Raw genomic sequence first — 22,900 nt, 5'->3', positions numbered from 1 at the left:
CCTCGAAGTGCCAGGCGACGCGGAGGAGCTGGCCGTCGCTGAGGCGGTGGTGGATCTCGCTCTCGGTGGCCCGGTCCGGGTCGGGGGCGGTGCTCTGGTAGTAATCGGCCAGCCCGCGGTGGGTGGCGGACCAGTCGGGGTGGGGGCCGCCGCGCTCCCTGCGGGCGAGGCGGCGGAGCAGCAGACGGCGCAGCACGGTGGGCTGGTCGCCGTCCCACAGCGGGTGGGCGCGCAGTTCGTTCTCCCCGGCCGTGTGCGGGGGGTCCTGGGCCCGGTACAGCCACAGCCCCGCGTCCTCGTCGCGCGCGGCCGAGCAGGTGGTGAGGGCCTCACGGAGGTCCTCCGGCAGATCGGTGAGGTCGGAGCCGAGCACGTCGGCGAGCATGCGTTCCTCGGTCGTGCGGGTCTGGGCGCGCCCGGTGTCGGGCACGGCGGGGGTGTGCGTGAGCGCCTCGTGGAGCCCGCGTCCCCGGACCTCGGTCCAGGACTCGACGATCCGGACGGTGGCGGCGGGGTGGCCGGAGGTGAACTCCCACAGGCGTTCGGCCGGGTCCTCGGCGACGTGCTCCCCGTCGGTCCGCTCGGCGAGCAGGCGTCCCGTGTCGCGCGCGCTCAGGGCGGAGAGCCGGAACGAGGTCCACGCGGCGTCCCCTCCGAGCCCGGCCAGGGGGTCGGGAAGCCCGCGCAGCAGGCTGTCCCTGCCGTCACGTGTGGTGGCGACCACGGTGAGCGGTTCGGGGTCGGCGCTGCCGGGAACCTGGGTGAGAGCCTCGACGAGCTCGGGCCCCACGCCGCGGTGGGCGTTGTCCAGGAGGATCACGGGTGTGGGCAGGGTGTTGAGCCGCTTGGGCGCGTGGCGCATGTCCGCACGCAGGGCGTCGCACAGGAAGGCGGTGACGATCCGGCGGTTGGTGAGTCCGCGCGTGGGGTCCGTCCGGTCGGGTTCGCGGGCGCTGTGGGCGAGGGCGACGAGGGCGTCCACCTCTCCGTCGTTGCGTCCCCGGTCCCGGGTGCGGAACCAGGTGACGGCGCGGTCGGCGCCGGCCGCGCCGAATCTGGCGACGGTGGCGACCCAGCGGGAGAGCTCGAGGACGGGGGCCTCCGGTCCGAGGAACTCGCCGGGCGGGATGAGGTCCCGCGCCCGGTCGAGCCGGTCACCGAGCCAGGCGAGGCTGCCGCGGTCCTGGGAGCGGACCCGTTGGAGAACCTGTTCGACCTGTTCACGGTCGCTGCCCGGTTCGCCGTCCGNNNGCGGAGCCGCAGGGCCAGCAGGGCGATCCACAGGCGGGGAAACTCCAGGCGCCCGTAGTACCTGCGGTGGTGGCCCAGCCCGTTCGCGGTCACCGACACGAGGTCGGTGAGGACGGCGGCCACGTCGGAGTAGTAGCGGGGGTCGGCGAGGTCGAGGTGGGCGTGGGGGATCTCGCGCTCGCGCAGGTTGGCGCCCATCCACCGGAGGAGGTGGGTCTTGCCGTGGCCGTGTCCGCCCTCCACCACCATGACCGGACGGCGGCGCCCGCCGCCGTCGGTCCACTCCGCCCTGATCAGGTCAGCGAAACACCTCGCCTCTTCGAGTTGTCCAACAGGACTGTCACTGCGGGGCTCCGTCACCCAACACTCCCGGTCATTCGTCTCGGCCACTCACGTTGATGCGCGATTTCCGGTCGGATAAGACACTTCCCCTCATTCGCAACGCAGGCGTTATGAGCGAACTATTCCAACTATGTGTTTTATGGCGATTCATGCGTTTTGTTACTTATGTGACTGATGTTGCAAAAGCCCGAAAGTTTCCGGGCCGACGCCGACGACGGTCGTCCACAGGCTGTCAACATCCTCTTCCCGAACCCGGTTCGCCTTGGTCTCATGAAGAGGGCGGGCCTTCGTGAAAGGCGGGATCCGAACTCGGGGACGGGGAAATCCCCGCCAGTCCGAACGGGACGGAATATGACCAGGGTGAGCAGGGCGGAAAAGGGGAAACGGGTGGCACGGACCCATGGCACGCGTGTGGGCGGATCCGAGCCGCGTACCGACGGGGGCGGTCTCCGGGAGACGGACGACCCCGGCACGGAGGCGGAGCACACGCCCGCCCCCGATGACCGGGCCGGGGACACCTGGGCGTCGCCCGGCACACCCGACGCCCGCGGCCCGTGGCGCTACCTGTGGTGGCTCATCGCCGCCCAACCCCGCCGGGTCCTGACCGGGGCGTTCTGGGGCACCGTCTGGATGGTCGGGCTCATGGTCCCGCCCTACCTCGTGGCACGCGCGGTCGACGACGGCCTGCGCGCCGGGAACCGCGACGCCCTCCTGTTCTGGGTGCTCGCCCTCCTGGCGGCGGGAGCCGTCAACACCCTCGCGGCCGTCATGCGGCACCGCACGATGACGCTCGTGCGCGCGGACGCCTCCCTGCGCACTCTGCGCGTGGTGGCGCGGCACGCGGCACGTCTGGGCGCCGACCTGTCCCGCCGGATCTCCACCGGTGAGCTGTCCACGATCCAGGTCACCGACGTCGGCAGGATCGCGCACGTCCTCACCATGACCGGCCCGGGTGTCGGCGCCGTCGTCGCCTACACGGGGACCGCCGTCCTGCTCTTCACCATCGATCCCCTCCTCGGCACGGTCGTGGTGGTCGGCGTTCCCCTGCTCGCGCTCAGCGTCGGTCCGATGCTGAGCGGTCTGCGCGGCAGGCAGAGCGCGTACCGCGACCGCGAGGGCGAGCTCACCGAGCTCGCGGGCGACATCGTCGCCGGGCTCCGGGTCCTCACCGGTCTCGGCGGCCGGGAACGGTTCGCCTCGAGATACCGGGAGCGCTCCGCCGCGCTGCTCGGCCAGGGGTATCGCGTCGGCGCCGCCGACAGCTGGTTCGCCGCGGTCAGCTCCTGCCTGCCGCTGCTCTTCGTCGCCGCCGTCACCTGGATCTCCGCCCGTCTGGCCGTGGCGGAGGTGATCACCGTCGGGGAGATGGTGGCCGTCTACGGCTATGTGGCGGTCCTGGTGGTCCCGGTGTTCTTCCTCGTGGAGGCGGCCGGCAACCTCACCCACGGGCACGTCTCCCTTCGCCGCGTGGTGCGCCTACTCGCCCTCCTCCCACGGCACGCCGGAGGGACTGGTTCCCACCCGGGGCCCGAGGGACCGGCGGAGCTCGTCGACGGAGAGTCGGGACTCCGCGTGGCGCCGGGGTCGATGACCGCCCTGGTCTCCGCCGACCCCGTCCGGGCGGCGGCGGTCGTCGAGCGGCTGGCGCACCCCTCGGACGCCTCCTGGGGCGGTGTGACCCTGCGTGACCTGGATCCGGAGGCGCTCCGGGACCGGGTCCTGGTCAGCGACAACGAGTCCTACGTGTTCGCCGGTCCGCTGCGTGAGGTGGTCGGGGTGCACGGCGACCGGAACGACGCCGAGATCATGGCGGCCCTGAGCGTCGCCGGGGCGACCGACGTGCTCTCCTCCCTGGGGAACGGACTCGACTCCGAGGTGCGGGCCCAGGGCCGCAACCTGTCCGGGGGGCAGCGCCAGCGACTGCGGCTGGCCCGGGCGGTGCTCGCCGACCCGGAGGTCCTGATCCTGGTGGAACCCACCTCCGCGGTGGACGCGCGGACCGAGGCGGACGTGATCGCGCGGTTGCACGAGGCGCGGGAGGAACGGACCACGCTGGTGGTGGGCACCTCCCCGCTCCTGCTCGAACGGGCCGATCGGGTGGTCCTGCTCGTCGACGGCGTGGTGGCGGCCGAGGGAACGCACGGGGAACTGCTCGCCGGACGGAGCGACTACCGGTCGCTCCTCCTGCGGGAGACGTCGAGGGAACCGCGAACCCGGGACGACGACCGGTCGAAGGAGACGAAGACGGCCGGACCGCCGGAACACACAGGGGCGACCGAACGAACGGGGGCGGACCATGGGCACTGACGGGAACGGCGCCGGACGGACCGAGACCCTGCCCGTGGCCGGTCCCGAAACCGTCCGACGGGACGCCCGACGGCTCCTGGGCGCGGAGCGGGGCACGCTGGTCCGGCTCGGGGCGGTGGCCTGCCTGACCAGTGCCGTGGCGTTGGCGGGGCCCTACCTGCTGGGCAGGATCGTCGACCACCTGGAGGCCGGCACCGCGACCGTCGGCACCGTGGACCGGCTGGCCCTCGGTGTCGTGGGATGTGCGATCGCCCATCTGCTCCTGACCCGGTACACCCGGCTGGGGGCGTTCCGGTTCGGCGAGCGGACGCTGCTCCGGCTCCGGGAGGACTTCGTCGACCGGACCCTGGCCCTGCCCGCGCGGATGGCCGAGAGCTCGGGGACAGGCGATCTCACGACGCGGGTCACCGCGGACGTGGGCACCGTGGGGACGACCCTGCGCCGCGCCCTCCCCGAAGTGGTCCCTGCCCTGCTCCAGGTGCTCTTCCTCCTGGTCGCGGTGTTCTGGCTCAGCCCGCTCCTGGGCGTCCTCATCCTGGTGGCGGTGCCACCGTCCTGGTGGGTGGCGCGCTGGTACCTGCTTCGGTCCCGGGCGGCCTACCTCGCGGAGGGAGCGGCCAACTCGACCGCGGTGGAGGGGGTCACCGCCACGGCGGAGGGCGGGCACACAGTGGTTGCCCTGGGGCTCGAACGGACGCGGATCGAGGTCACGGACACCGACACGGAACACCTGTACCGGGCGCGCGGACGCACGCTGGCCCTGCGCACGGTCCTCTACTCGGTGGCGGGCTTCTCCTTCTCCCTGCCCACGACAGTGGTCCTGCTGGTGGGCGGACTCCTGTACCTGGAGGGCGGGGCCAGCCTGGGCGTGGTCGTCACCTGCGCGCTGTACATGACGCAGACGAGCGAGCCGCTCAGCACGTTGATGATCTGGCTCGAACAGCTCCAGGGCGGCGGCGCGTCGTTCGCCCGGCTGCGCGGGGTCGACGAGGTCACCCCCGCCCCCACCACCCGGGCGGTGCCCGCCGACGACCGGATCGAGGTGCGCGGCGCCCGCTACTCCTACGTCGACGGGCGGGACGTCCTGCACGGGATCGACCTGGACGTGCGTCCGGGTGAGCGGTTGGCGGTCGTGGGACCGTCGGGCTCCGGGAAGACGACCCTCGGTCGGCTCCTGGCCGGTGTCGACGCCCCGAGCACGGGGAGGGTCACCGTCGGCGGGGTGCCGGTCGCGGCCCTGCCACCGGAGGAGCTGCGTGAACGGGTCATCCTGGTCGACCAGGAGCACCACGTCTTCGTGGGGTCCCTGCGGGACAACCTGGCCATCGCGGCCGAGGACGCCGACGACGCCGCGCTGCTCGCCGCGGCGGACACCGTCGGTGCCGACTGGGTGCGCTCCCTTCCGGAGGGGCTGGATACCCGGGTGGGTGCCGGGGGCACGGCCCTGGACGCGGCACGGGCCCAACAACTCGCCCTGGCCCGGGTCGTGTTGGCCGACCCGCACACGGTGGTCCTCGACGAGGCCACGTCGCTGCTGGATCCGACCACCGCACGCGACACCGAGCGGTCGCTCGCCGCCGTGCTCCACGGTCGGACGGTGATCGCGATCGCGCACCGGCTGCACACGGCGCATGACGCCGACCGGGTCGCGGTGGTCGAGGAGGGGCGGATCGCCGAACTCGGCACCCACGACGAGCTGGTCCACGCGGGCGGCCCCTACGCGTCCCTGTGGCGTTCCTGGCACGGCACCGTCCCCTGACCGGCCCGGCGAGGATCGCCCCGGCGATGCCGCGCTCGTCGAATCGTCGCACGCTGTCCGATCGCCGCGGTCCAGGTGCCCAAGGCCCGCGTGAGGAGGTCACACGACGCCGACCCGGGGATGTGGGCTCCTGCCCCCCGAAACCCGCGCCCGGGCCCGCCGGGTGTGCTCCGATGCGAACGGCCCTCAGGCGGGCGCGAGGAACTCCAGCCGGTTGCCGACGACGTCGTCCACGTAGAACCTCCGGTAACCGGGCAGGTGGGGGTCCCAGTCGACCTCGTGTCCGGCGTCGGCGAGCCGCTGGGCCAGGGCGTCGATCTCGCGGACCAGGATGCCGGGATGCCCCTTGCGCTGGGGGCGGAAGCCGGGATCGACACCGAGGTGGATCTCCAGGGTGTCGCCGCGGAGCCACAGCCCGCCCCGGGCGGTCAGGGCCGGCGGCTTGGGGATCTCGACCAGCCCGAGGGTGTCGACGTAGAAGGCACGGCAGACGTTCTCGGTTCCGGCGGGGACGCACACCAGGACGTGGTGCGGTGCGAAGCCGAGGTCGGTGGTCGTGTCGGGGGCGGCCATGCGGGCTCCTTATCTTGATGTCAAGATAAGTCGATCCTATGCCCCGGGTTCCTCCCGTGGAAGGGCCACCGGACGCTCGTAGATGTACTCCAGGCCGTCGGTCTCGTCCCACTGCTCGCCCACGTGCGTGAAGCCGAAACCGGCGATGGTGGCCAGGGACGCGACGTTGTCCGGGCGGATCGACGCCCGCACCGTGGTCACCCCGGGGGAGGCCGCGGCGCGGCGGATCAGCTCGGCGACGGTCGCCTTCGCGTAGCCGCGGCGGCGGTGTTCCGGAAGGACCGAGTACCCGATCTCGACCATGCCCTCGCCGTTGGGCGGTCCGTGGAATCCGCCGTGACCCACCGCCTTCGGCTGGCTGCCCGTGTCGTCCGCGTCAACCATCGCGTAGGCCAGCCATCCGGCCTTTCCGGGGTCCTCCGTGAGCTGGACCAGGCGGAAGTCCCACAGCCAGCGGTCCGCCAGGAACCCCGCGCCGAACTCGACCTCCGCCAGCTCACCCGCCTTGACCAGGTCACCGTCCACCAGAGCTGACAGGACCTGCGTGGTCAGGAGCACCAACCGCACCCGCCGGGGACCGGGCCCAAGCCCCCCGGAACGTGTCTCGATATCCGTCACGTTCCGATCCTGCCCCCACCCCCGCCCCACCCGCAACGAGGTTCGCGCCCGTCATGTCCCACCCCTCGGGCACAATGTCCGCACACCCGTGCCCACCGCCGACGAGGAGCACCATGCCCGCCGCGACCACCTCCGCTGACCCGCGCTGTGCCTGGGCACGGGGGGCGTCGGACCTGATGACCGCCTACCACGACAAGGAGTGGGGCCGCCCGTCCCGCGACGACCGGCACCTGTTCGAGATGCTCGTCCTGGAGGGGGCCCAGGCCGGACTGTCCTGGGCCACCGTCCTCAACAAGCGCGAGAACTACCGACGAGCCCTCGACGGCTTCGACCCCGAGGCGGTCGCCGCCTACGACCAGTCCCGTCTGGACGCCCTCCTCCAGGACCCCGGGATCATCCGCAACCGACTCAAGGTGGCCTCCGTCGTCCGCAACGCCCAGGCCTTCCTGCGCGTACGGGACGAGTACGGCGGCTTCGCCGACTACCTGTGGGGGTGGGTGGACGGCGTCCCCGTGGTCAACCGCTTCACCGACCACTCCCAGGTCCCGGCGAGCACCCCGCTCTCCGACCGGATCAGCAAGGACCTGAGGAGGCGCGGGTTCACGTTCGTGGGCACGACGATCACCTACTCCTACCTCCAGGCCAACGGTCTGGTCGAGGACCACCTGGTCGGCTGCCCCGCCAAGCCCGCCTGACCCGGGGCCCGGCTCACCCGGCGCCGCCGTCCACCGGAGCCCGCCCGCGTGTGAGCGACCACCACCGCCTCACCCCGACCTCCTCCAGGAAGGCGTGGCCGTGGCCGGCCACCAGCAGAGCGCCCCGGTACGCGACGAGCGTCGCGTACCGGGGCCCGTTCGTGGACCGTCCAGCCGTCTCCGGGTCAGCGCTCCAGGGCGGCGGCCTCCCGGGCCAGGACGGTGATCTCGTCCCACTTCCCAGCCGCCACGAGGTCCGCCGGGGTCAGCCAGCTACCGCCCACACACCCCACGTTGGGCAGGGCGAGGTAGGTCGGGGCCGAGGCCGCCGTGATGCCACCGGTCGGGCAGAACCGCACCTGCGGCAAGGGACCGCCCAGCGACTTCAGGAACGGCACGCCGCCCGCCGCCTCCGCCGGGAAGAACTTCAGCTCCGAGACACCGCGCTCCAGCAGAGCCATCGCCTCGGACACGCTGCTCACACCGGGCAGGAACGGCAGCCCGGTGTCGGCCATCGCCGCGGCCAGGTCGGGCGTGCACCCGGGGCTGACGAGGAACCGCGCCCCCGCGGCGGCGGCCGCGGCCGCCTGTTCCACGCCGACCACGGTGCCCGCGCCCACCACGGCCTCGGGCACCTCGGCGGCGATCCGCTCGATCGCGTCCAGAGCCGCCGGGGTCCGCAGCGTCACCTCGATACCGGGCAGGCCGCCCGCCACCAGCGCGCGGGCCAGCGGCACCGCGGTCTCCGCGTCCGAGACCACTACCACCGGCATCACCGGGGCGAGGTCGAGCACGTCCGCTCCCGAGCGGGGGATCGTCGTCATGTGTCGTCTCCAGGGTCGATTCGTCAGGGTTCACGGCGCCGCGGTGCGTGATCGGACAGCGGCGCCGCGGGAAACTGAGGAGATTCAGACGCCGAAGACGCCCGCGCCCGCCTCGGCAGGGCCGACCGCGCCGCGCAGGGCGGCGAACAGCTCGCGGCCGGTCCCGGCGGACGAGTCCACCGTCGGCTGGGCGGGCTCGCGACCGCTCAGGTCGGCCAGCACCTCCAGTGTGCCCGCGACGGCGTCGAGCCGGATGACGTCGCCGTCACGCACGAACGCCAGCGCGCCGCCCGCCTCGGCCTCCGGCGAGACGTGGATGGCGGCGGGCACCTTTCCGGAGGCACCCGACATCCGCCCGTCCGTCACCAGCGCCACCTTCTGGCCCCGGTCCTGGAGCACCGCCAGCGGCGGGGTCAGCTTGTGCAGCTCGGGCATGCCGTTGGCACGCGGGCCCTGGAACCGGACCACGGCCACGAAGTCACCGGTCAGCTCACCGGCGGAGAAGGCCGCCTGGAGTTCGGCCTGGTCGCCGAAGACGCGGGCCGGGGCCTCGACGACGTGGCGCTCGGGCGCGACCGCCGACACCTTGATGACGGCACGGCCCAGGTTGCCGGACAGCATCCGCAGACCGCCGTCGGCGGCGAAGGGCTCCTCCACCCCGCGCAGGACGGTCGTGTCCGCGCTCTCCTTGGGACCGTCGCCCCACGTGAGGGTGGAACCCTCCAGCCGCGGGGTCTCCCGGTACCGGCCGAGCCCCTGGCCGGCGACCGTGCGCACGTCCTCGTGGAGCAGCCCCGCGTCCAGCAGGGAGCCGATGAGGTAGGCCATGCCGCCCACCTCGTGGAACCGGTTCACGTCGGCGGCGCCGTTGGGGTACATCCGGGTGAGCAGCGGCACGACCTCGGACAGCGACGCGAAGTCGTCCCAGGTCAGCTGGATCCCAGCGGCACGGGCGATGGCCACCAGGTGCAGCGTGTGGTTGGTGGACCCGCCGGTGGCGAGGAGGGCGACGACGGCGTTGACGATCGCCCGCTCGTCGACCTGCTCACCGACCGGGGTGTAGTCGTCCCCGAGTGCGGTGTGCGCCAGGACGCGGCGCCCGGCCTCGGCGGTCAGCGCCTCGCGCAGCGGCGTACCCGGCTGCTCGAAGCTGGCACCCGGCAGGTGCAGGCCCATGACCTCCATGAGCATCTGGTTGGAGTTCGCGGTGCCGTAGAACGTGCAGGTCCCGGGCGCGTGGTAGGCGGCGGACTCGGCCTGTAGCAGCTCCGTGCGACCGACCTTGCCCTCCGCGAACTTCTGCCGGACGCGGGCCTTGTCCTTGTTGGGCAGCCCCGAGGGCATCGGTCCGGCGGGCACGAAGGCCACCGGCAGGTGACCGAAGGACAGCGCGCCGATGAGCAGACCGGGAACGATCTTGTCGCACACGCCCAACATGAGGGCGGCGTCGAACATCTCGTGCGAGAGCGCGACAGCGGTGGCCATCGCGATGACGTCCCGGCTGAACAGGGACAGCTCCATTCCCGGGCGGCCCTGCGTGACGCCGTCGCACATCGCGGGCACCCCGCCCGCGAACTGGGCGACACCGCCCGCCTCGGCCACGGCGGCCTTGATGATCGCGGGGTAGGTCTCCAGCGGCTGGTGTGCCGAGAGCATGTCGTTGTAGGCGGAGACGATCGCCACGTTGGGGGTGACGTCGCCGGAGAGCGCGAGCTTGTCGGACACACCGCAGGCGGCGAAGCCGTGCGCGAGGTTCGCGCAGCCGAGGGCGCTACGGGCGGGGCCCTCCTTGGCCGCGGCGGCGATCTTGGCCAGGTACGCCGACCGGGTCTCGGCGCTGCGTTCGGCCAGCCGTGCGGTGACGTCGGCGATCACGGGGTGGATGGCGGGGGTGTGCGCGGTCATCGGGGCTGCTCCTCTTCGTACCACGTCCGGCCGGTGCGGCCGATGAGCCGGTGCGCGCCCGCGGGGCCGGCGCTCCCGGCTGGATAGGTCTCTGGGGTGGTGCTCTGGCCGTTCCAGGCCTCGATGATGGGGTCCACCCAACGCCACGCGGCCTCGACCTCGTCACGCCGCATGAAGAGGGTGGAGTCCCCCGCCAACACGTCCATCAGCAGCCGCTCGTAGGCCTCGGGTGAGCGGGTGGCGAAGGTGTTGGCGAAGCTCAGTTCCAAGGGGACCGGCCGCAGCCGCAGCGCTCCGGCGCCGGGCGTCTTGGCCAGCATGGTGAGGTGTATCCCCTCGTCCGGCTGGAGGCGGATGACGAGACTGCCCGCCCCGGGGAGGGTGTTGGTGCCGGGAAAGATCGTGTGCGGAACCTCGCGGAAGCGGACCACGATCTCCGAACGGTTGTGCGCCAGGCGCTTGCCGGTGCGGAGGTAGAAGGGGACACCCGCCCACCGCCAGTTGGCGATCTCGGCGCGCAGGGCGACGAAGGTCTCGGCGGTACTGGTGGGTGCTCCGCCCGGTTCGTCCAGGTAACCGGCGACCTCCGAGCCCTGGACCGTTCCGGCGACGTACTGGCCCCGGACGGCGTCCTCGGCGACGCGCTCCCCCTCGAGCGGCCTCAGGGACTGGAGGACCTTGAGCTTCTCGTCGCGGACCGCCTCACGGTCGTAGCTGGCCGGGGGCTCCATCGCGGTCAGGCACAGCAGCTGGAGCAGGTGGTTCTGCACCATGTCCCGCATGGCGCCGGAGGTGTCGTAGTCCCCGCGGCGTCCGCCGACGCCGACGGTCTCGGCGGCGGTGATCTGGACGTGGTCGATCCAGCGGGAGTTCCACAGGGGTTCGAGGAAGACGTTGGCGAACCGCAGGACGAGCAGGTTCTGCACCGTCTCCTTCCCCAGGTAGTGGTCGATCCGGTAGGTCTGCGACTCGTCGAAGACCGCGCCGACGGCGTCGTTCACCTCCTGGGAGGAGGCCAGGTCGCGGCCGAGGGGCTTCTCCATGACGACACGGGAGCGCGGGGTGACGAGCCCGGCGTCGGCCAGACCGCGGCAGATGGCACCGGAGATCATCGGCGGGACGGCGAGGTAGAAGACGCGGTCGCGGTCGCTTCCGAGGGTGTCGACCAGGTCGGACCAGCCGGAGGGGTCCCCGCCGACGTCGACCGTGACGTGGGAGAGGCGGGTGAGGAAGCGGTGGAGGACGTCGGGCTCGGCGACCTGGACCGCGTGGTGCCCGCGTACCGCGGCGGCGGCCTTGTCGCGCAGGTCGGCGTCGCTGAGACCGTCGCGGGAGACGGCGACCACGCGTGTTCCCCCGTCCAGGTGGCCGTCTCGGTCCAGCAGGTAGAGGGAGGGGAGGAGTTTGCGCATGGACAGGTCGCCGGTACCCCCGAAGACCACCAGGTCAGTGGGTCTGGGCGCGGACTGCTGCGACATTTCGGGCTGCTCCAGCGAAAGAGGAGGGCGGGGATGTGGGCGCGGACCGCGGGGTACGCGCGGGGTGGCCTCCGGTGGTCCGTGTGTCGGGTTCCACTCGGCCCTTCCGACTTTAAGCCCGAGTATGGTAAAAAACCAAGCACACTTCAGAACACTTCTTTACATAACCTCCCAGCCATCCCGTCGCCACCGGGACGTAATGATTCAATGAGGCATGGCTAGAACCCCTGGACGCTTGTCCTCGACGGCCACCAGCGGCCACATCCTGGAGATGATTCGCACCGGCACGGCCACCAGCCGGTCGGAGATCGCGCGCGCGACCGGGCTCTCCCGCCCGACGGTCGCCCTGCGCGTCACCGAGCTGATCGACAGCGGCCTGGTCGTCGAGGGCACCGGGGCGGTCTCCAGCGGCGGCCGACCGCCCACGCTCCTGGAGTTCAACGCCGCCAGCGGCCTCATCCTCACCAGCGCCCTGGGGATGGCCCGCAGCCAGGCGGCCGTGTGCGACCTGGACGGCGAGGTACTCGTGCGTACCCCCGGCTCCCCCGACATGGAGCAGGGTCCGGAGGTCACGGTGCCCTGGCTGCTCGACACCTGGACGGAACAGCTCGCCGCGCTCGGACGCGGCCCCGGCGACGTCCGCGGCGTGGGCATCGGCCTGCCCGGCACCGTCGAGTTCCACGCGGGCCGCGCCGAGGATCGGCCCTCTCTCGGCAAGTGGGCCGGGGTGCCTCTCGCTCCGTTGGTCGCCGACCGCTTCCCCGTACCCGTGACAGTGGACAACGACGTGAACGTGATGGCCCTCGGCGAACACATCGCGGGCGGACACGGTCACGCCGACGACATGATCTTCGTGAAGGTTTCCACCGGCATCGGCGCCGGGCTCCTGTCAGGCGGGCACATGCTGCGCGGCGCCCTGGGCGCGGCCGGGGAGATCGGGCACATCCCCGTCCGCGACGGCGGTGGGCTCCCCTGCCGCTGCGGCAACACCGACTGCCTGGAGGCGGTCGCCGGAGGACGGCGGCTGCTGGAGAGCGCCGCGGCGCGCGGGCAACGTCTGAACGGCCTGAAGGACCTGGTGGCCCTGGCGACCGAGGGCGACCCCGTGGCGGTCACCCTGGTCCGGGATGCGGGCCGTCGGCTGGGCGAGGCGCTCGCCGGGGCGGTCAACCTGCTCAACCCGGAGGTGATCGTGCTGGGCGGCGACCTGTCGGAGGCCTACGACCACCTGGTCGCCGGCGTGCGGGAGATCGTGTTCCAGCAGTGCACGGCCCTGGCCACCCGACAGCTGCGCGTGGTGCCGAGCACGCTCTGGGACGACGCGGGCGTGCGCGGATGCGCCGCCATGGTGACCGAGGAGATCCTCTCCCCGGAGGCGGTGAACAAACTCCTGGCGGGGTGATCCCACCTCGGCAAACCTTCTGTCCACAGGCTGTGGACAGAAGGTTTGCCGCCCCCGACCATCCGGGCAGACCTTCCAGGAAGGGGATCTAGCCCCAACCTCGCCCTCCACGTCGCCAGCGCCCGACCCCACCCCCATAAACACCCGCGTGACCTGTGAAGACGCCGTTCACGACGCGCGTCTGCGATGTATGGGCACTTGACAAGGACCCTCACCGTGCCGAATAGTCGCCCAGCACCCGGTCACACCCGCACTCCCCCGTCACCCCCGTGACCGCATCCCGTGCGGGCCCCCGCCCGGAAAGGTCTCCACCGTGTTCGACGACAACCCGCTCCTCCTCATCCTGTTGGGCGCCGGAATCAGCCTGGTCACGAGCGTCGTCGTGACCGCCGTCCAGGCCCGCCTGATCCGCCGTGACGGTGTCCGCGCCTCCTCCCGCGCCTCCGCCCGCAGCCTGACCAGCGCGTTCATCGCTGAGCGCGACTCCCAGGACCCCCAGCAGAGCTTCCTCGCCGAGGCCGAGTTGACGGTCATGTCCATGACCGACCGCAAGACGCGCGACCGTCTCCGCGACGTCATCCGCCTGCTCCGCGAACGCGAGCTCCCCGAGATCGAGGAACTCAGCGGCGTCAAGTCCGCCCGCGCCCGGCAACTGCTGTGCGACCACGCCCTGGAGATCCTGGGCGCCCACCTGCGCGCCGAGCGGCTGCCCGAGGTGCCCGCCCAGGTCCGCAAGATGCTGAGCGTCGAGGAGGAGGCCCTCAGCATCCACGCGGGTGAGACCCCCAAGCCCAGCGAGCCGATCACCAAGAGCCAGGTCACCTCCCGGCCGAGGCACACCGGCTCCAAGGCCCCGGCGCGCAAGGGCACCAAGAGCGGCGCGAAGAGCGGGGGTACGCGCTCGTCCGCCAAGGGCGCCGCCTCGACCACGGCCGCCGACGCCGCCGAGAACGAGAAGGAGAGCGCGTTCTGGGACGACTGACCCGTCGCCCGTCGACACGCCGACCCGGCGTCTCCACGCCGGATCGTTGCGCCGGGACTGTCCGCAGATCATCGAACCCGCCCCCATTCGGCGGGTCGGACGTGATTATTGCGGGCACGGATGCGAAAGTCGGATTCGAAAAGCGTCAGTGGACGACCGCCCGGTGAAGGAATTGTGCGGCGCATTTGTGGTCAGGGGCCCCGCGCGCGGACAACCCGAACGCGCGATCGATGGGAACTTCACTTAGGATCTCAGCCACGCGCGGGTTCACCGGGTTCCGGCGTTCGCCCGGCCCGGCCGCCTCCTCCTGGACCTCCGGCCGCTCCCCCACGGCCCTCCAGGGTCCCACGGCGACCCGCGCCCGCTTCCCGCGTGCCCTCCGTCACCCCTGAACACGGACGTGCGCCCCACAGCGGGCGGGTACCCGACACCCGTCGCTGGCCGAACTCACGAGGTTGCCCATGCGCGTCGACGACTCCTTCACCGCCCCCGGGCCGGACATCCCCTCCGCCCGGACCCGCCCGCGCCGCCGCTGGCGCCGGATCCTCCTGTGGACCGCGGCGGGGCTCGCCCTGGTACTGATCACCGGTGTGGGGACGGCCTACGGCTACTACAGCCACCTGCGCTCCAGCATGCTCCAGCACGACCTCGGCGCCGTGCTCGACGAGGAGGACCGGCCCGACCGGCTCAACAACGCCGTCAACATCCTCTTCATGGGTACCGACGGGTACGAGGAGGGCACCACCGCCTACAGCCGGGAGTTCGAGGGGGAGCGCTCCGACGCGCTGATGCTCGCGCACATCTCCCCCGACGGCGACCGCGTCTCCGTGATCAGCTTTCCGCGCGACTCCCTCGTGATGCTCCCCGCCTGTGCCCCCTACGGGCAGGCCGAGGGCACCGGCGGCTACTTCGGGATGATCAATGCCGCGATGTTCCACGGCGGCCCGCCCTGTGTGGTGCGCACGGTCGAGACGCTGACCGACATCCGCGTCGACCACTTCGTGCACCTCAGCTTCATGAGTTTCCGCGACGTGGTGGACGCGATCGGCGGGGTGGAGATGTGCATCCCCGAACCGATGCGCGACCAGCGCTCCGGGCTCGACCTGGAGGCGGGGGAACAGGTCCTCGACGGTGACGAGGCCCTCTCCTTCGTGAGGGCCCGCTACGAGATCGGCGACGGCGGCGACATCGGCCGCATCGACCGGCAGCAGATGTTCCTCGGGGCCCTCGCCGACCAGGTCAGTCGGCGTGAGGTCCTCACCAGTCCCGCACGGCTCAACGATCTCCTCACTGCCGTGGCCAACAACAGCGCCACCGACCGCGGCCTCACCCTCGACCGGATGCTCTCGATCGCGGTCACGCTCGCCGACGTCGACCTGTCCGACATCCAGTTCCACACCGTGCCCTGGTATCCGGCGCCCTACGACCCCAACCGGATCCTGTGGGACGAGCCCCAGGCCGCCGAACTGTTCACCGCCGTGCGTGAGGACCACTCGCTGCCCGCGCAGCTGGCCGCCGACGAGGCAGGGGCCCCAAGGGAGCCCTCCGAGTCCGCGTCACCCGCACCGGAGGACGAGGGGGCCGAGGAGCCCGGTGCCGAGGCGGTCGAGGAGGCCGCACCGTCCCCCGCTCCCGGCGAGGGCCGTGACGCCACCGCCGACCCCTGTGTGGACGGCCTCGGCTTCGGCACCGGCACGCGGAGCTGAGCCGGGAGGGGCCTGGGACCGGAGGAGCCGTCCGCCTGCCCCTCCCCGGCTCGAAGCCGGTCCGCGCCGGCCCCGGCGGACCGTCGGGGCCGTGGATCCTGACCGAACGCGGACCCGGGTGAACACCAGCCCGGAACGGACCCCGGACGAGAGACGAGGAGCGGCCCCGGACTGGACTGTCCGGGGCCGCGGTGGCCTCGGGCGGCGGGAACTCTCGGTCTACGCCGGTATGCGCCAGGAACCCCCACAGTTCCTGCTGGCGCCTCCATCGGCGGACGGGTTCCGCTCACCACCCGAGGCCGCGTGCGCCCGCCACGACCGGTGGGCGCACGTTCTGGGGGTCAGGCCAGGTCACCGGTGACCAGGCCGGTCACCTGCGCCGGGTCGACCTGGGGCTCGCCCACGCGGGGCAGCCCCTCGACACCGACCAGGTCGCCACCGACGGAGTCGGCGGGCGCCAGGTCGGTCAGGGAAGCGACCTCGGGGGCCGCCATGGGCAAAACCTCGGTGGGCTCGGGCAGCCCGGCCGCGGGGAGCAGGGTGGTCGCTCCCCCGGTCAGGTCCGCGTTCTCGCCCGGGTCCAGGGAGACGGGGGTGTCGGTTCCGGCCATCGGCACCACTTCGCCAACCGCTGCGGGCGCCTCGTCGACCAGGGCGGGCGCCTGGTCGACCAGAGCGGGCGCCTCGGGGGCGGAAACGGGGTGCGCCAGCGGCAGGGTGCCGCCCGAGCCCACGCCCTCCAGCGGTCCGGCCCCGCCCAGCAGGGACGTCAGGTCACCGCCGAGCAGACCGGACAGAGGGTCCACGGCACCGCCCGCCTGGGGCACGGTGTTCTGGCCCGTCACCGCCTGGCCGACCAGGTCCTGGCCGACCAGGCCGCTGACCACGTCACCGCCCAGCAGGTCGGAGATCGGGTCACCCGAGGCCGGGGCGGCGGCCTCGTTCGCCAGCGGGACGGCGCCCTCGACGCTCTCCAGGTCCAGCGGGCCGACGTTCGCGGCGTTGTCCTCGTCCCCGATCGGGGCGTGGACGGGAGCGCCCTCCCCCACGACACCACCGACGGTGTCGACCGGGTTGGACTGGTGGTCGATCTCGGGGGTCGCCGAGATCGTGCCCGGCTCGACCTTGGCCAGGTCGCCGACGGGAGAGGTGACACCCTCGGTCAACTGCGCGGGAACCTGGCTGCCCAGGTCGCCCAGGGGGAGGCCGTCGGTGACACCGCCGAGGGTGTCGGCCCCCGCGATCCCCGCCCCGAGGGCGACGAACCCCGCGGTGCTGGCGGCCATCAGCGCGGTCCTGGCGGTGGTGCGCGCGGTCTTGAACATGGGATTCCTTCCGGAACTACGTAGGTGTACGGCTGTGTGGGCGGGCGGCGGAGCGGGTGTCGGACCCCGCCAACCCACGGTTCGTGTCCCCTGGCCGGGGGAACGCGTTCCGTTTCCTGCGAACGTTCTGTCCGGTGAGCCTGTCGCGCCTGGAGGGAGCGGCGGGGATCAACCGGTGGGCAGTCCCTGGTCTGGCTGACCGTGGACTGACGTGAACCTCGCCACGGAGGTGCGCGGCTCACGTCAATCCCCAGAGGCGTCCGGGTCCGGGTCCACCGCGGTGGACGGCCCGGGTCTGGGCAAGGAGGTGCCAGAGGGGGAGGGGTCGCTCAGCGACCGGAGAACGCCGCTAGTCGGGCGAGAAGGTCGGCTCGTCGGCGGAGTCGGCGGGTGCCGAGCGCAGGACGTGCCAGGCGGCCTGGAACAGGCCGGGAAGCGGGGCGGGAGCCGTGGTGGAGGGCAGGTAACCCGCCACGGCGGTGCCTCCGAAGACCCCGCCCGGCGCGGAGGGGGACGACGAGCCGGTCGCCGAGGTCACGACCGACGTCGTGGGGTCGATGACGGAGCGGTGGCGGTCGTCCTCGGTGCCACGGGAAGGCTCGGCGCCCTCGTCGGTGGCGGGGGCGCCCGCGTCGGCGGTGTCCGCCGACCGTGCGTGCTCGTGTGTGTCGGCGACGAGGTCGGGGAGGACGCTGACGTCCGCCTCGGGAAGCTCCCCGGCCGCGTGCTCGGGTGCGTCCGTGCCGGACCCGTCCCGCCCCTGCTCGGAGTCGGAACGGGGGCCACGGGCGTGCTCGGGCAGCCCCTGGCGCACCGTCTCACGGACCCGCTCGGCCACCCCGTGGCCGGGGCCGTCGGAGGTGTGCGCGGAGACCGCGTCGGACGCCTGCCGCACCGTCTGCGAGGTGCGCTCACCCACACCGTTGACGGCCCCGTTCAAGGGCCGGGTGTCCAGTGCCGGCACGACCTGGGAGGCGGCGGGGGCGTTCCCACCGCCTTCGGGGCCGTGCGAGGCCGGGTCCCGCTCCGGGGAGCCTTCCCTCACCCGGTCGTCGGCACGCCCCCGGTCCTGCTGAGGCGCGACCGCGGCCGGGTCCTGGGCGGTCTCGGCGGATCCGTGTCCGTGGTCCCGTGCCGCCTGACCGACCGGGCCCTCTCCCGAGGGACGTCCGGTCGAGGCGTGGACGGGCGCGGCCGACACCAACCAGGTGGCGACCAGGACTCCGGCGACGAGGGCGGCGAGCAGCAGCGCCCGCCGGACCGGCGCGGAAAGCACGGCGGAGCGGGCGCCGGGGGCGCTCGCGAAGCCGTGGAGTCCAGACACCGGTGTTCCTTCCGCGGAGGGATCCGTCCGTCGTGTGTGGGAGGACGGACGCATGGGGTACGACACCGGAGGTCAGGGCACTCCGGGCCGAGCGTCGCAGGGTCTGGGAAGACTCTCCTGCCATCCGCTGACCGCGACGTTAGCATGAATTGCGCGGCCGGCACCCGGACTCCACAGGAATTCCTGCGCCCCGGCACCCGCATCTCCCCGGAGGGATGTGGCGCACCGGGGAAAAACCCACGACAATTCGACTATTACGCCCAAGGAAAACGCGCAATTGCCTACAGAGACCGCCGAACCGGCTCTGCGGAGGTTGACCACCACATGACCGAGCTCCCCCAGAGCCCTCCGCCGTCCCCCGCCCGACTGGACGACCTGCTCACCGAGGTGCGCACGCAGCTCGACGCCGGTCTGTCCCCTCAGGGCCGGATACGGTCACTCCTCCAGGCGGTGCTGGCCATCGGGGGCGACCTGGACCTGGCCGCCGTGCTCCGCCGCCTCACCGAGCCCGCCGCCGAGCTGGCTGGCGCCCGCTACGCCGGGCTGGGCGTGGTCGACGAGGACGGCGGCTTCACCGAGTTCATCCCCGTGGGCATGGGCCGGGAACAGGCCGAGCGGATCCACCGGTTCCCTCACGGGAGGGGCGTGCTGGCCGTCCCCCTCGCCAACCGCCGACCCCTGCGCCTGTCCGATCTGCGCGACCACCCCGACTTCGCGGGTTTCCCGGACGGGCACCCACCCATGACGAGCTTTCTCGGTGTCCCCATCCAGGTGCGCGACGAGGTGTTCGGCAACCTGTTCCTGACGGAGAAGGCCAGTGGCGGGGACTTCGACGAGGAGGACGAGACGATCGTCATGGCGCTCGCGACCGCCGCGGGCGTGGCGATCGAGAACGCGCGCCTGTACGAGGAGGCACGGCTGCGCGAGCGCTGGCTCGCCGCCTCGACCGAGATCACCACGCGGTTGCTGTCGGGCGCCGACTCCAGCGAGGTCCTCGAGCACATGGCCGCGCGGGCACGGGAGATCGGCGACGCCGACGTCTCCGTCGTCCTGCTGCCCGACTCACGTGCACGGGGCCACCTGTTCGCCGAGATCGCGGACGGTCACATCGCCCAGGAGATCCTGGGGGCGGCGGTCGAGATCGACGGCACCCCGTGCGGCGACGTCTTCGAGACGGGCGAGCCCGCGAGTATCCCGGACCTGACCCGGTCGGGCTGTCCCGTGCTCGCCCACCACGGTTACGGACCGGGTCTGGTGGTACCGCTGGGGACGCCGGGCAACACCCGCGGGGTACTGCTCCTCGGGAAACCGGGCGACCGCGCGCAGTTCAGCCCGACCATACGGCGCATGATCCACAGCTTCTCCGTGCAGGCCGGAGTGGCACTGGAGCTGGCCGAGGCCCGGGGCGACAACGAGCGACTGGTCGTCCTGGAGGAGCGCGACCGTATCGCCAAGGACCTGCACGATGTGGTGATCCAGCGGCTGTTCGCCTCCGCGATGACCCTGATGAGCACCATACGGCTGATCGACTCTCCGGAGGCGGAGGAGCGCGTCCAGCGCACCATCGACGACCTGGACTCCACCATCCGCGAGATCCGGTCGACGATCTTCGCACTCCAGAACCCGCCGAGCCGCGAGGACACCTCGCTGCGGGGCCGCATCCTGCGCCTGGCGGAGAACTCCGCGCACACCCTCGGTTGCCACCCGGGAGTGAGTCTGGACGGGCCGATCGACGCCTCCGTGCCCGACGAGGTCGGTGAGCAGCTGCTCGCGGTGCTCGGGGAGGGGCTGAGCAACGTGGCCCGGCACGCGCGGGCCACGGAGGTGCACGTGTCCGTGGTCGTGGAGACGGCGGCGACCACCGGGCGGCCCACCACGCTCACGCTGACGGTGACCGACAACGGCGTCGGCCTGCCCAGGGAGGGCCGCCGCAGCGGGCTGCGCAATCTCGACGAACGCGCCCAGGCGCTGGGCGGGGGATTCACCGCGGCCCGTGGGCGGACGTCGGGCACCGTGCTCACGTGGAAGGTGCCCGTCCCCGACACCGAGGACCGGTCCCTGGACGACTTCTGAGCGGCGGGCCCTCCGGTTCGTTCCCGGCCCGCCCGTCACCCTCCACCACCCTCAACGGAGAGCCTCCGGCTCCGGCACCCCCCACTTCGTCGCCCTCCACCACCCTCAACGGAGAGCCTCCGGCTCGGCCTTTCCATCAGCAGCCCGCCGACACCCGAACGGTGCCCCCCAGGGCGGCCGTTCCACGCGGCGAGCCCCGGCGGTGCCGGACGGGGCGCCTCAGCCGACGGTCGGGGACACCAGGCAGAACTCGTTGCCCTCGGGGTCGCGGAGGACCTGGAACGACCCCTGCGCGTCGGTGACCACGTCGCCGCCCACGGTGGCGCCCCGGCCGACCACCGCCTCGGTGGCCGCGGGGATGTCGTCGACGCGCACGTCGGGGTGCACGCGGTTCGGCGCGGCCCTGGGGGCGGGGTCGGGCTGGAACGAGAGCCGCGGACGCCCCTCGACGCCCTCGACGTAAGCCCACCCGTCCGAACGCTCCACCGGCTCACCTCCCAGGACGAAGGCCCAGAACCGGGCGAGGGCGGCCGGATCGGCGGCGTTGACGACCCACTGGTCGACGGTTCCCACGGTCATGGGGAGCGAGCCTAGCGGCAGGGGCGAGGCCGCCCGGAGGCGGGTCAGTAACGCCTGCCCCTGAGTTCGGCGACCAGGACGGCGGCCTGGGTACGGCGCTTGAGGTCGAGTTTGGACAGCAGCGCCGAGACGTAGTTCTTGACGGTCTTCTCCGCCAGGTAGAGCCGCTCCCCGATCTGCCGGTTGGTCATGCCCTCGCCGATGAGGTCGAGGATCTGGCGTTCCTGGGGCGTCAACTCGGCCAGTGGGTCCGGTTCGGTCTGGGCCCCGCGCAGGCGCTCCAGCATCGCGCCGGTGCTGCCCGAGTCCAGCAGCGACCCTCCGGAGGCCACCGTCCGCACGGCCCCGACCAGGTCCGCGCCGTGGATCTGCTTGAGCACGTACCCGGCGGCGCCCGCCATGACCGCGTCGTAGAGCGCGTCCTCGTCCGCGAACGAGGTGAGCATGAGGCAGGCGATCTCCGGGTGGTCGGAACGGATCTCCCTACACACCTGGACGCCCGATCCGCCGGGGAGCCGCACGTCGAGGACGGCCACGTCCGGAAGGACCACCGGGATCCGGGAGAGCGCCTGTTCGGCGGTGCCCGCCTCGCCGACCACGGTCATGTCGTCCTCGGTCTCCAGGAGCGCCGCCACCCCGCGCCGGACCACCTCGTGGTCGTCCACGAGGAAGACCCTGATCCGCTCCCGAGCGCCCTCGGTTCCACCGCCCGTCATCCGCCCATCCCCATCCTGCGTCTCGCGGGTCAGACACCACTCCGACCTAGACGGTAGCGCCTACCAGTGGCCGTGTAGGGGCCTTAGGGCACGAAACTCCCCGGGCGAAAGTCCCGGAAAGGGACGATTCACGCGGCCCGGGGAGCGAACGATCCAGTGACGTGCGGTGAAAGCGCCGCTACGGCCTCCGGTCGGCCCAGGGGCGGACCAGCTCGAACGCGCGGCAGGCCGCCAGGACCCGGGCGTCGGCGTGCCGGGGGCCGATGATCTGGAGGCCGACCGGCAGACCGGCCTCGGAGAAACCGCACGGCACGCTCGCGGCGGGCTGCTGCGTCATGTTGAACGGGTAGCTGAACCCGGCCCACGACGTCCAGCGGCGCCCGGCCAGCTCGGGCGGCGACTCCAGCCCCGCCTCGAAGGCGACGATCGGGGTGGCGGGGGTGAGGAGGAGGTCGTACTCCGTGTGGAAGCGCCCCATGCGGGCCCCCATGGACATCCGCAGAGCCATCGCGGTCAGATAGTCCTGCGCGGAGTAGGTCAGCCCCTCCTCGACGATCTCCCGCAGCCCCGGATCGAGCAGGTCGCGCTCCCGGTCCGTGAGCGCCTCCGTCGCCTTGGCCGCGCCGGAGTACCAGAGCACGTGGAACTCGTCCGCCGACGGCGGCAGGCCCGGATCGGCCTCCTCCACCCGAGCGCCGATCTCCTCGAACGCCTTCACCGCGTCCGCGACGATCCGCGCCACCTCCGGGTCGACGTCGAGCCCGCCCAGCGTGGGGCTGTAGGCGACGCGCATACCGCGCATGAGATCCTCGGCGTCCGTGCGCAGTCGGACGTCGGCCAGCCCCGGCGCGGGGGGCGCCAGCGCCGCCCAGTCGCGGGGGTCCGGCCCGGTGATGCACTCCAGCATCAGCGCCATGTCACCGACGGTACGGGTCATCGGACCCGTGTGCGCGAGGGAGCCGAACGGGCTGGCCGGGTAGTGCGGGACCAGGCCCCACGTCGGCTTGATCCCGCAGACCCCGCTGAAGCTCGCCGGGATGC

The 22,900-nt window shown here is 72.4% G+C and carries 16 protein-coding genes and 1 pseudogene; 7 read left to right on the top strand and 10 right to left on the bottom strand.

Annotated features, from left to right (window positions below):
- Positions 1-1,980: 1,980 nt before the first annotated feature.
- Together D471_RS0113655 and D471_RS0113650 are read left to right on the top strand one after the other, a co-directional pair.
- A complete protein-coding gene (locus tag D471_RS0113655; RefSeq protein WP_394296854.1) occupies positions 1,981-3,900 on the top strand; it encodes an ABC transporter ATP-binding protein in 1,920 nt (639 codons plus the stop codon).
- The gene (locus tag D471_RS0113650) at positions 3,890-5,659 is read left to right on the top strand and encodes an ABC transporter ATP-binding protein (protein WP_017599126.1); all 1,770 of its coding nucleotides are present in this window, start codon (positions 3,890-3,892) and stop codon (positions 5,657-5,659) included. The genes D471_RS0113655 and D471_RS0113650 overlap by 11 nt, the downstream gene beginning before the upstream one ends.
- Positions 5,660-5,845: 186 nt before the next feature.
- Here the strand turns inward: D471_RS0113650 and D471_RS0113645 are convergent, their stop codons facing one another.
- Together D471_RS0113645 and D471_RS0113640 are read right to left on the bottom strand one after the other, a co-directional pair.
- Positions 5,846-6,232: a VOC family protein gene (locus tag D471_RS0113645; RefSeq protein WP_017599125.1), complete on the bottom strand. Its 387-nt coding sequence runs from the start codon at positions 6,230-6,232 to the stop codon at positions 5,846-5,848.
- Between the two features lie 36 nt (positions 6,233-6,268).
- Positions 6,269-6,790, bottom strand: a complete 522-nt coding sequence (locus D471_RS0113640) for a GNAT family N-acetyltransferase (protein ID WP_241479624.1) — start codon at positions 6,788-6,790, stop codon at positions 6,269-6,271.
- 173 nt (positions 6,791-6,963) lie between these two features.
- Between D471_RS0113640 and D471_RS0113635 the strand changes: the two genes are divergently transcribed.
- Positions 6,964-7,545 carry a DNA-3-methyladenine glycosylase I gene (locus tag D471_RS0113635; protein ID WP_017599123.1) on the top strand — a complete coding sequence of 194 codons (582 nt, stop codon included), beginning with the start codon at positions 6,964-6,966 and terminating at the stop codon, positions 7,543-7,545.
- Positions 7,546-7,730: 185 nt separating this feature from the next.
- Here D471_RS0113635 and eda read toward each other — a convergent pair whose 3' ends face one another.
- From eda to zwf, 3 genes are all read right to left on the bottom strand, one after another.
- A complete protein-coding gene (gene eda, locus D471_RS0113630; protein ID WP_017599122.1) occupies positions 7,731-8,369 on the bottom strand; it encodes a bifunctional 4-hydroxy-2-oxoglutarate aldolase/2-dehydro-3-deoxy-phosphogluconate aldolase in 639 nt (212 codons plus the stop codon).
- A gap of 84 nt (positions 8,370-8,453) precedes the next feature.
- Complete coding sequence (gene edd / locus D471_RS0113625) at positions 8,454-10,274, bottom strand: phosphogluconate dehydratase (RefSeq protein ID WP_017599121.1); 1,821 nt, start codon at positions 10,272-10,274, stop codon at positions 8,454-8,456.
- Positions 10,271-11,752 (bottom strand): glucose-6-phosphate dehydrogenase, encoded by a 1,482-nt coding sequence (gene zwf / locus D471_RS0113620; protein WP_017599120.1) that lies wholly within the window; start codon positions 11,750-11,752, stop codon positions 10,271-10,273. The genes edd and zwf overlap by 4 nt, the downstream gene beginning before the upstream one ends.
- Before the next feature lie 214 nt (positions 11,753-11,966).
- Between zwf and D471_RS0113615 the strand changes: the two genes are divergently transcribed.
- From D471_RS0113615 to D471_RS0113605, 3 genes and pseudogenes are all read left to right on the top strand, one after another.
- On the top strand, positions 11,967-13,154 hold the full coding sequence (locus D471_RS0113615; protein ID WP_026127706.1) for an ROK family transcriptional regulator: 1,188 nt from the start codon (positions 11,967-11,969) through the stop codon (positions 13,152-13,154).
- 313 nt (positions 13,155-13,467) lie between these two features.
- Positions 13,468-14,136, top strand: a complete 669-nt coding sequence (locus D471_RS0113610) for a hypothetical protein (protein WP_017599118.1) — start codon at positions 13,468-13,470, stop codon at positions 14,134-14,136.
- Between the two features lie 518 nt (positions 14,137-14,654).
- Positions 14,655-15,842, top strand: a pseudogene (locus D471_RS0113605) (LCP family glycopolymer transferase); the annotation flags it as partial.
- A 341-nt stretch (positions 15,843-16,183) separates the two neighbouring features.
- On the opposite strand, the gene D471_RS0113600 reads toward D471_RS0113605, so the two are convergent.
- Complete coding sequence (locus D471_RS0113600; RefSeq protein ID WP_017599116.1) at positions 16,184-17,167, bottom strand: hypothetical protein; 984 nt, start codon at positions 17,165-17,167, stop codon at positions 16,184-16,186.
- 349 nt (positions 17,168-17,516) lie between these two features.
- Entirely contained in the window at positions 17,517-18,491 is a 975-nt protein-coding gene (locus D471_RS40830) for a hypothetical protein (protein WP_026127705.1), read from the bottom strand.
- Positions 18,492-18,815: 324 nt separating this feature from the next.
- Between D471_RS40830 and D471_RS0113590 the strand changes: the two genes are divergently transcribed.
- Positions 18,816-20,564 carry a sensor histidine kinase gene (locus D471_RS0113590; protein WP_017599115.1) on the top strand — a complete coding sequence of 583 codons (1,749 nt, stop codon included), beginning with the start codon at positions 18,816-18,818 and terminating at the stop codon, positions 20,562-20,564.
- A 219-nt stretch (positions 20,565-20,783) separates the two neighbouring features.
- Here D471_RS0113590 and D471_RS0113585 read toward each other — a convergent pair whose 3' ends face one another.
- From D471_RS0113585 to D471_RS0113575, 3 genes are all read right to left on the bottom strand, one after another.
- On the bottom strand, positions 20,784-21,143 hold the full coding sequence (locus D471_RS0113585; protein WP_026127704.1) for a VOC family protein: 360 nt from the start codon (positions 21,141-21,143) through the stop codon (positions 20,784-20,786).
- Between the two features lie 44 nt (positions 21,144-21,187).
- The gene (locus D471_RS0113580; protein ID WP_017599113.1) at positions 21,188-21,859 is read right to left on the bottom strand and encodes a response regulator; all 672 of its coding nucleotides are present in this window, start codon (positions 21,857-21,859) and stop codon (positions 21,188-21,190) included.
- Positions 21,860-22,037: 178 nt separating this feature from the next.
- On the bottom strand, positions 22,038-22,900 hold an 863-nt coding region (locus D471_RS0113575; RefSeq protein ID WP_017599112.1), incomplete at its 5' end, for an amidase family protein.

The sequence above is a fragment of the Nocardiopsis lucentensis DSM 44048 genome (assembly GCF_000341125.1).
Classification (GTDB): domain Bacteria; phylum Actinomycetota; class Actinomycetes; order Streptosporangiales; family Streptosporangiaceae; genus Nocardiopsis; species Nocardiopsis lucentensis.
The sequence above is the reverse complement of the archived record's forward strand: the minus strand, read 5'-3'. Positions and strand labels throughout refer to the sequence as shown.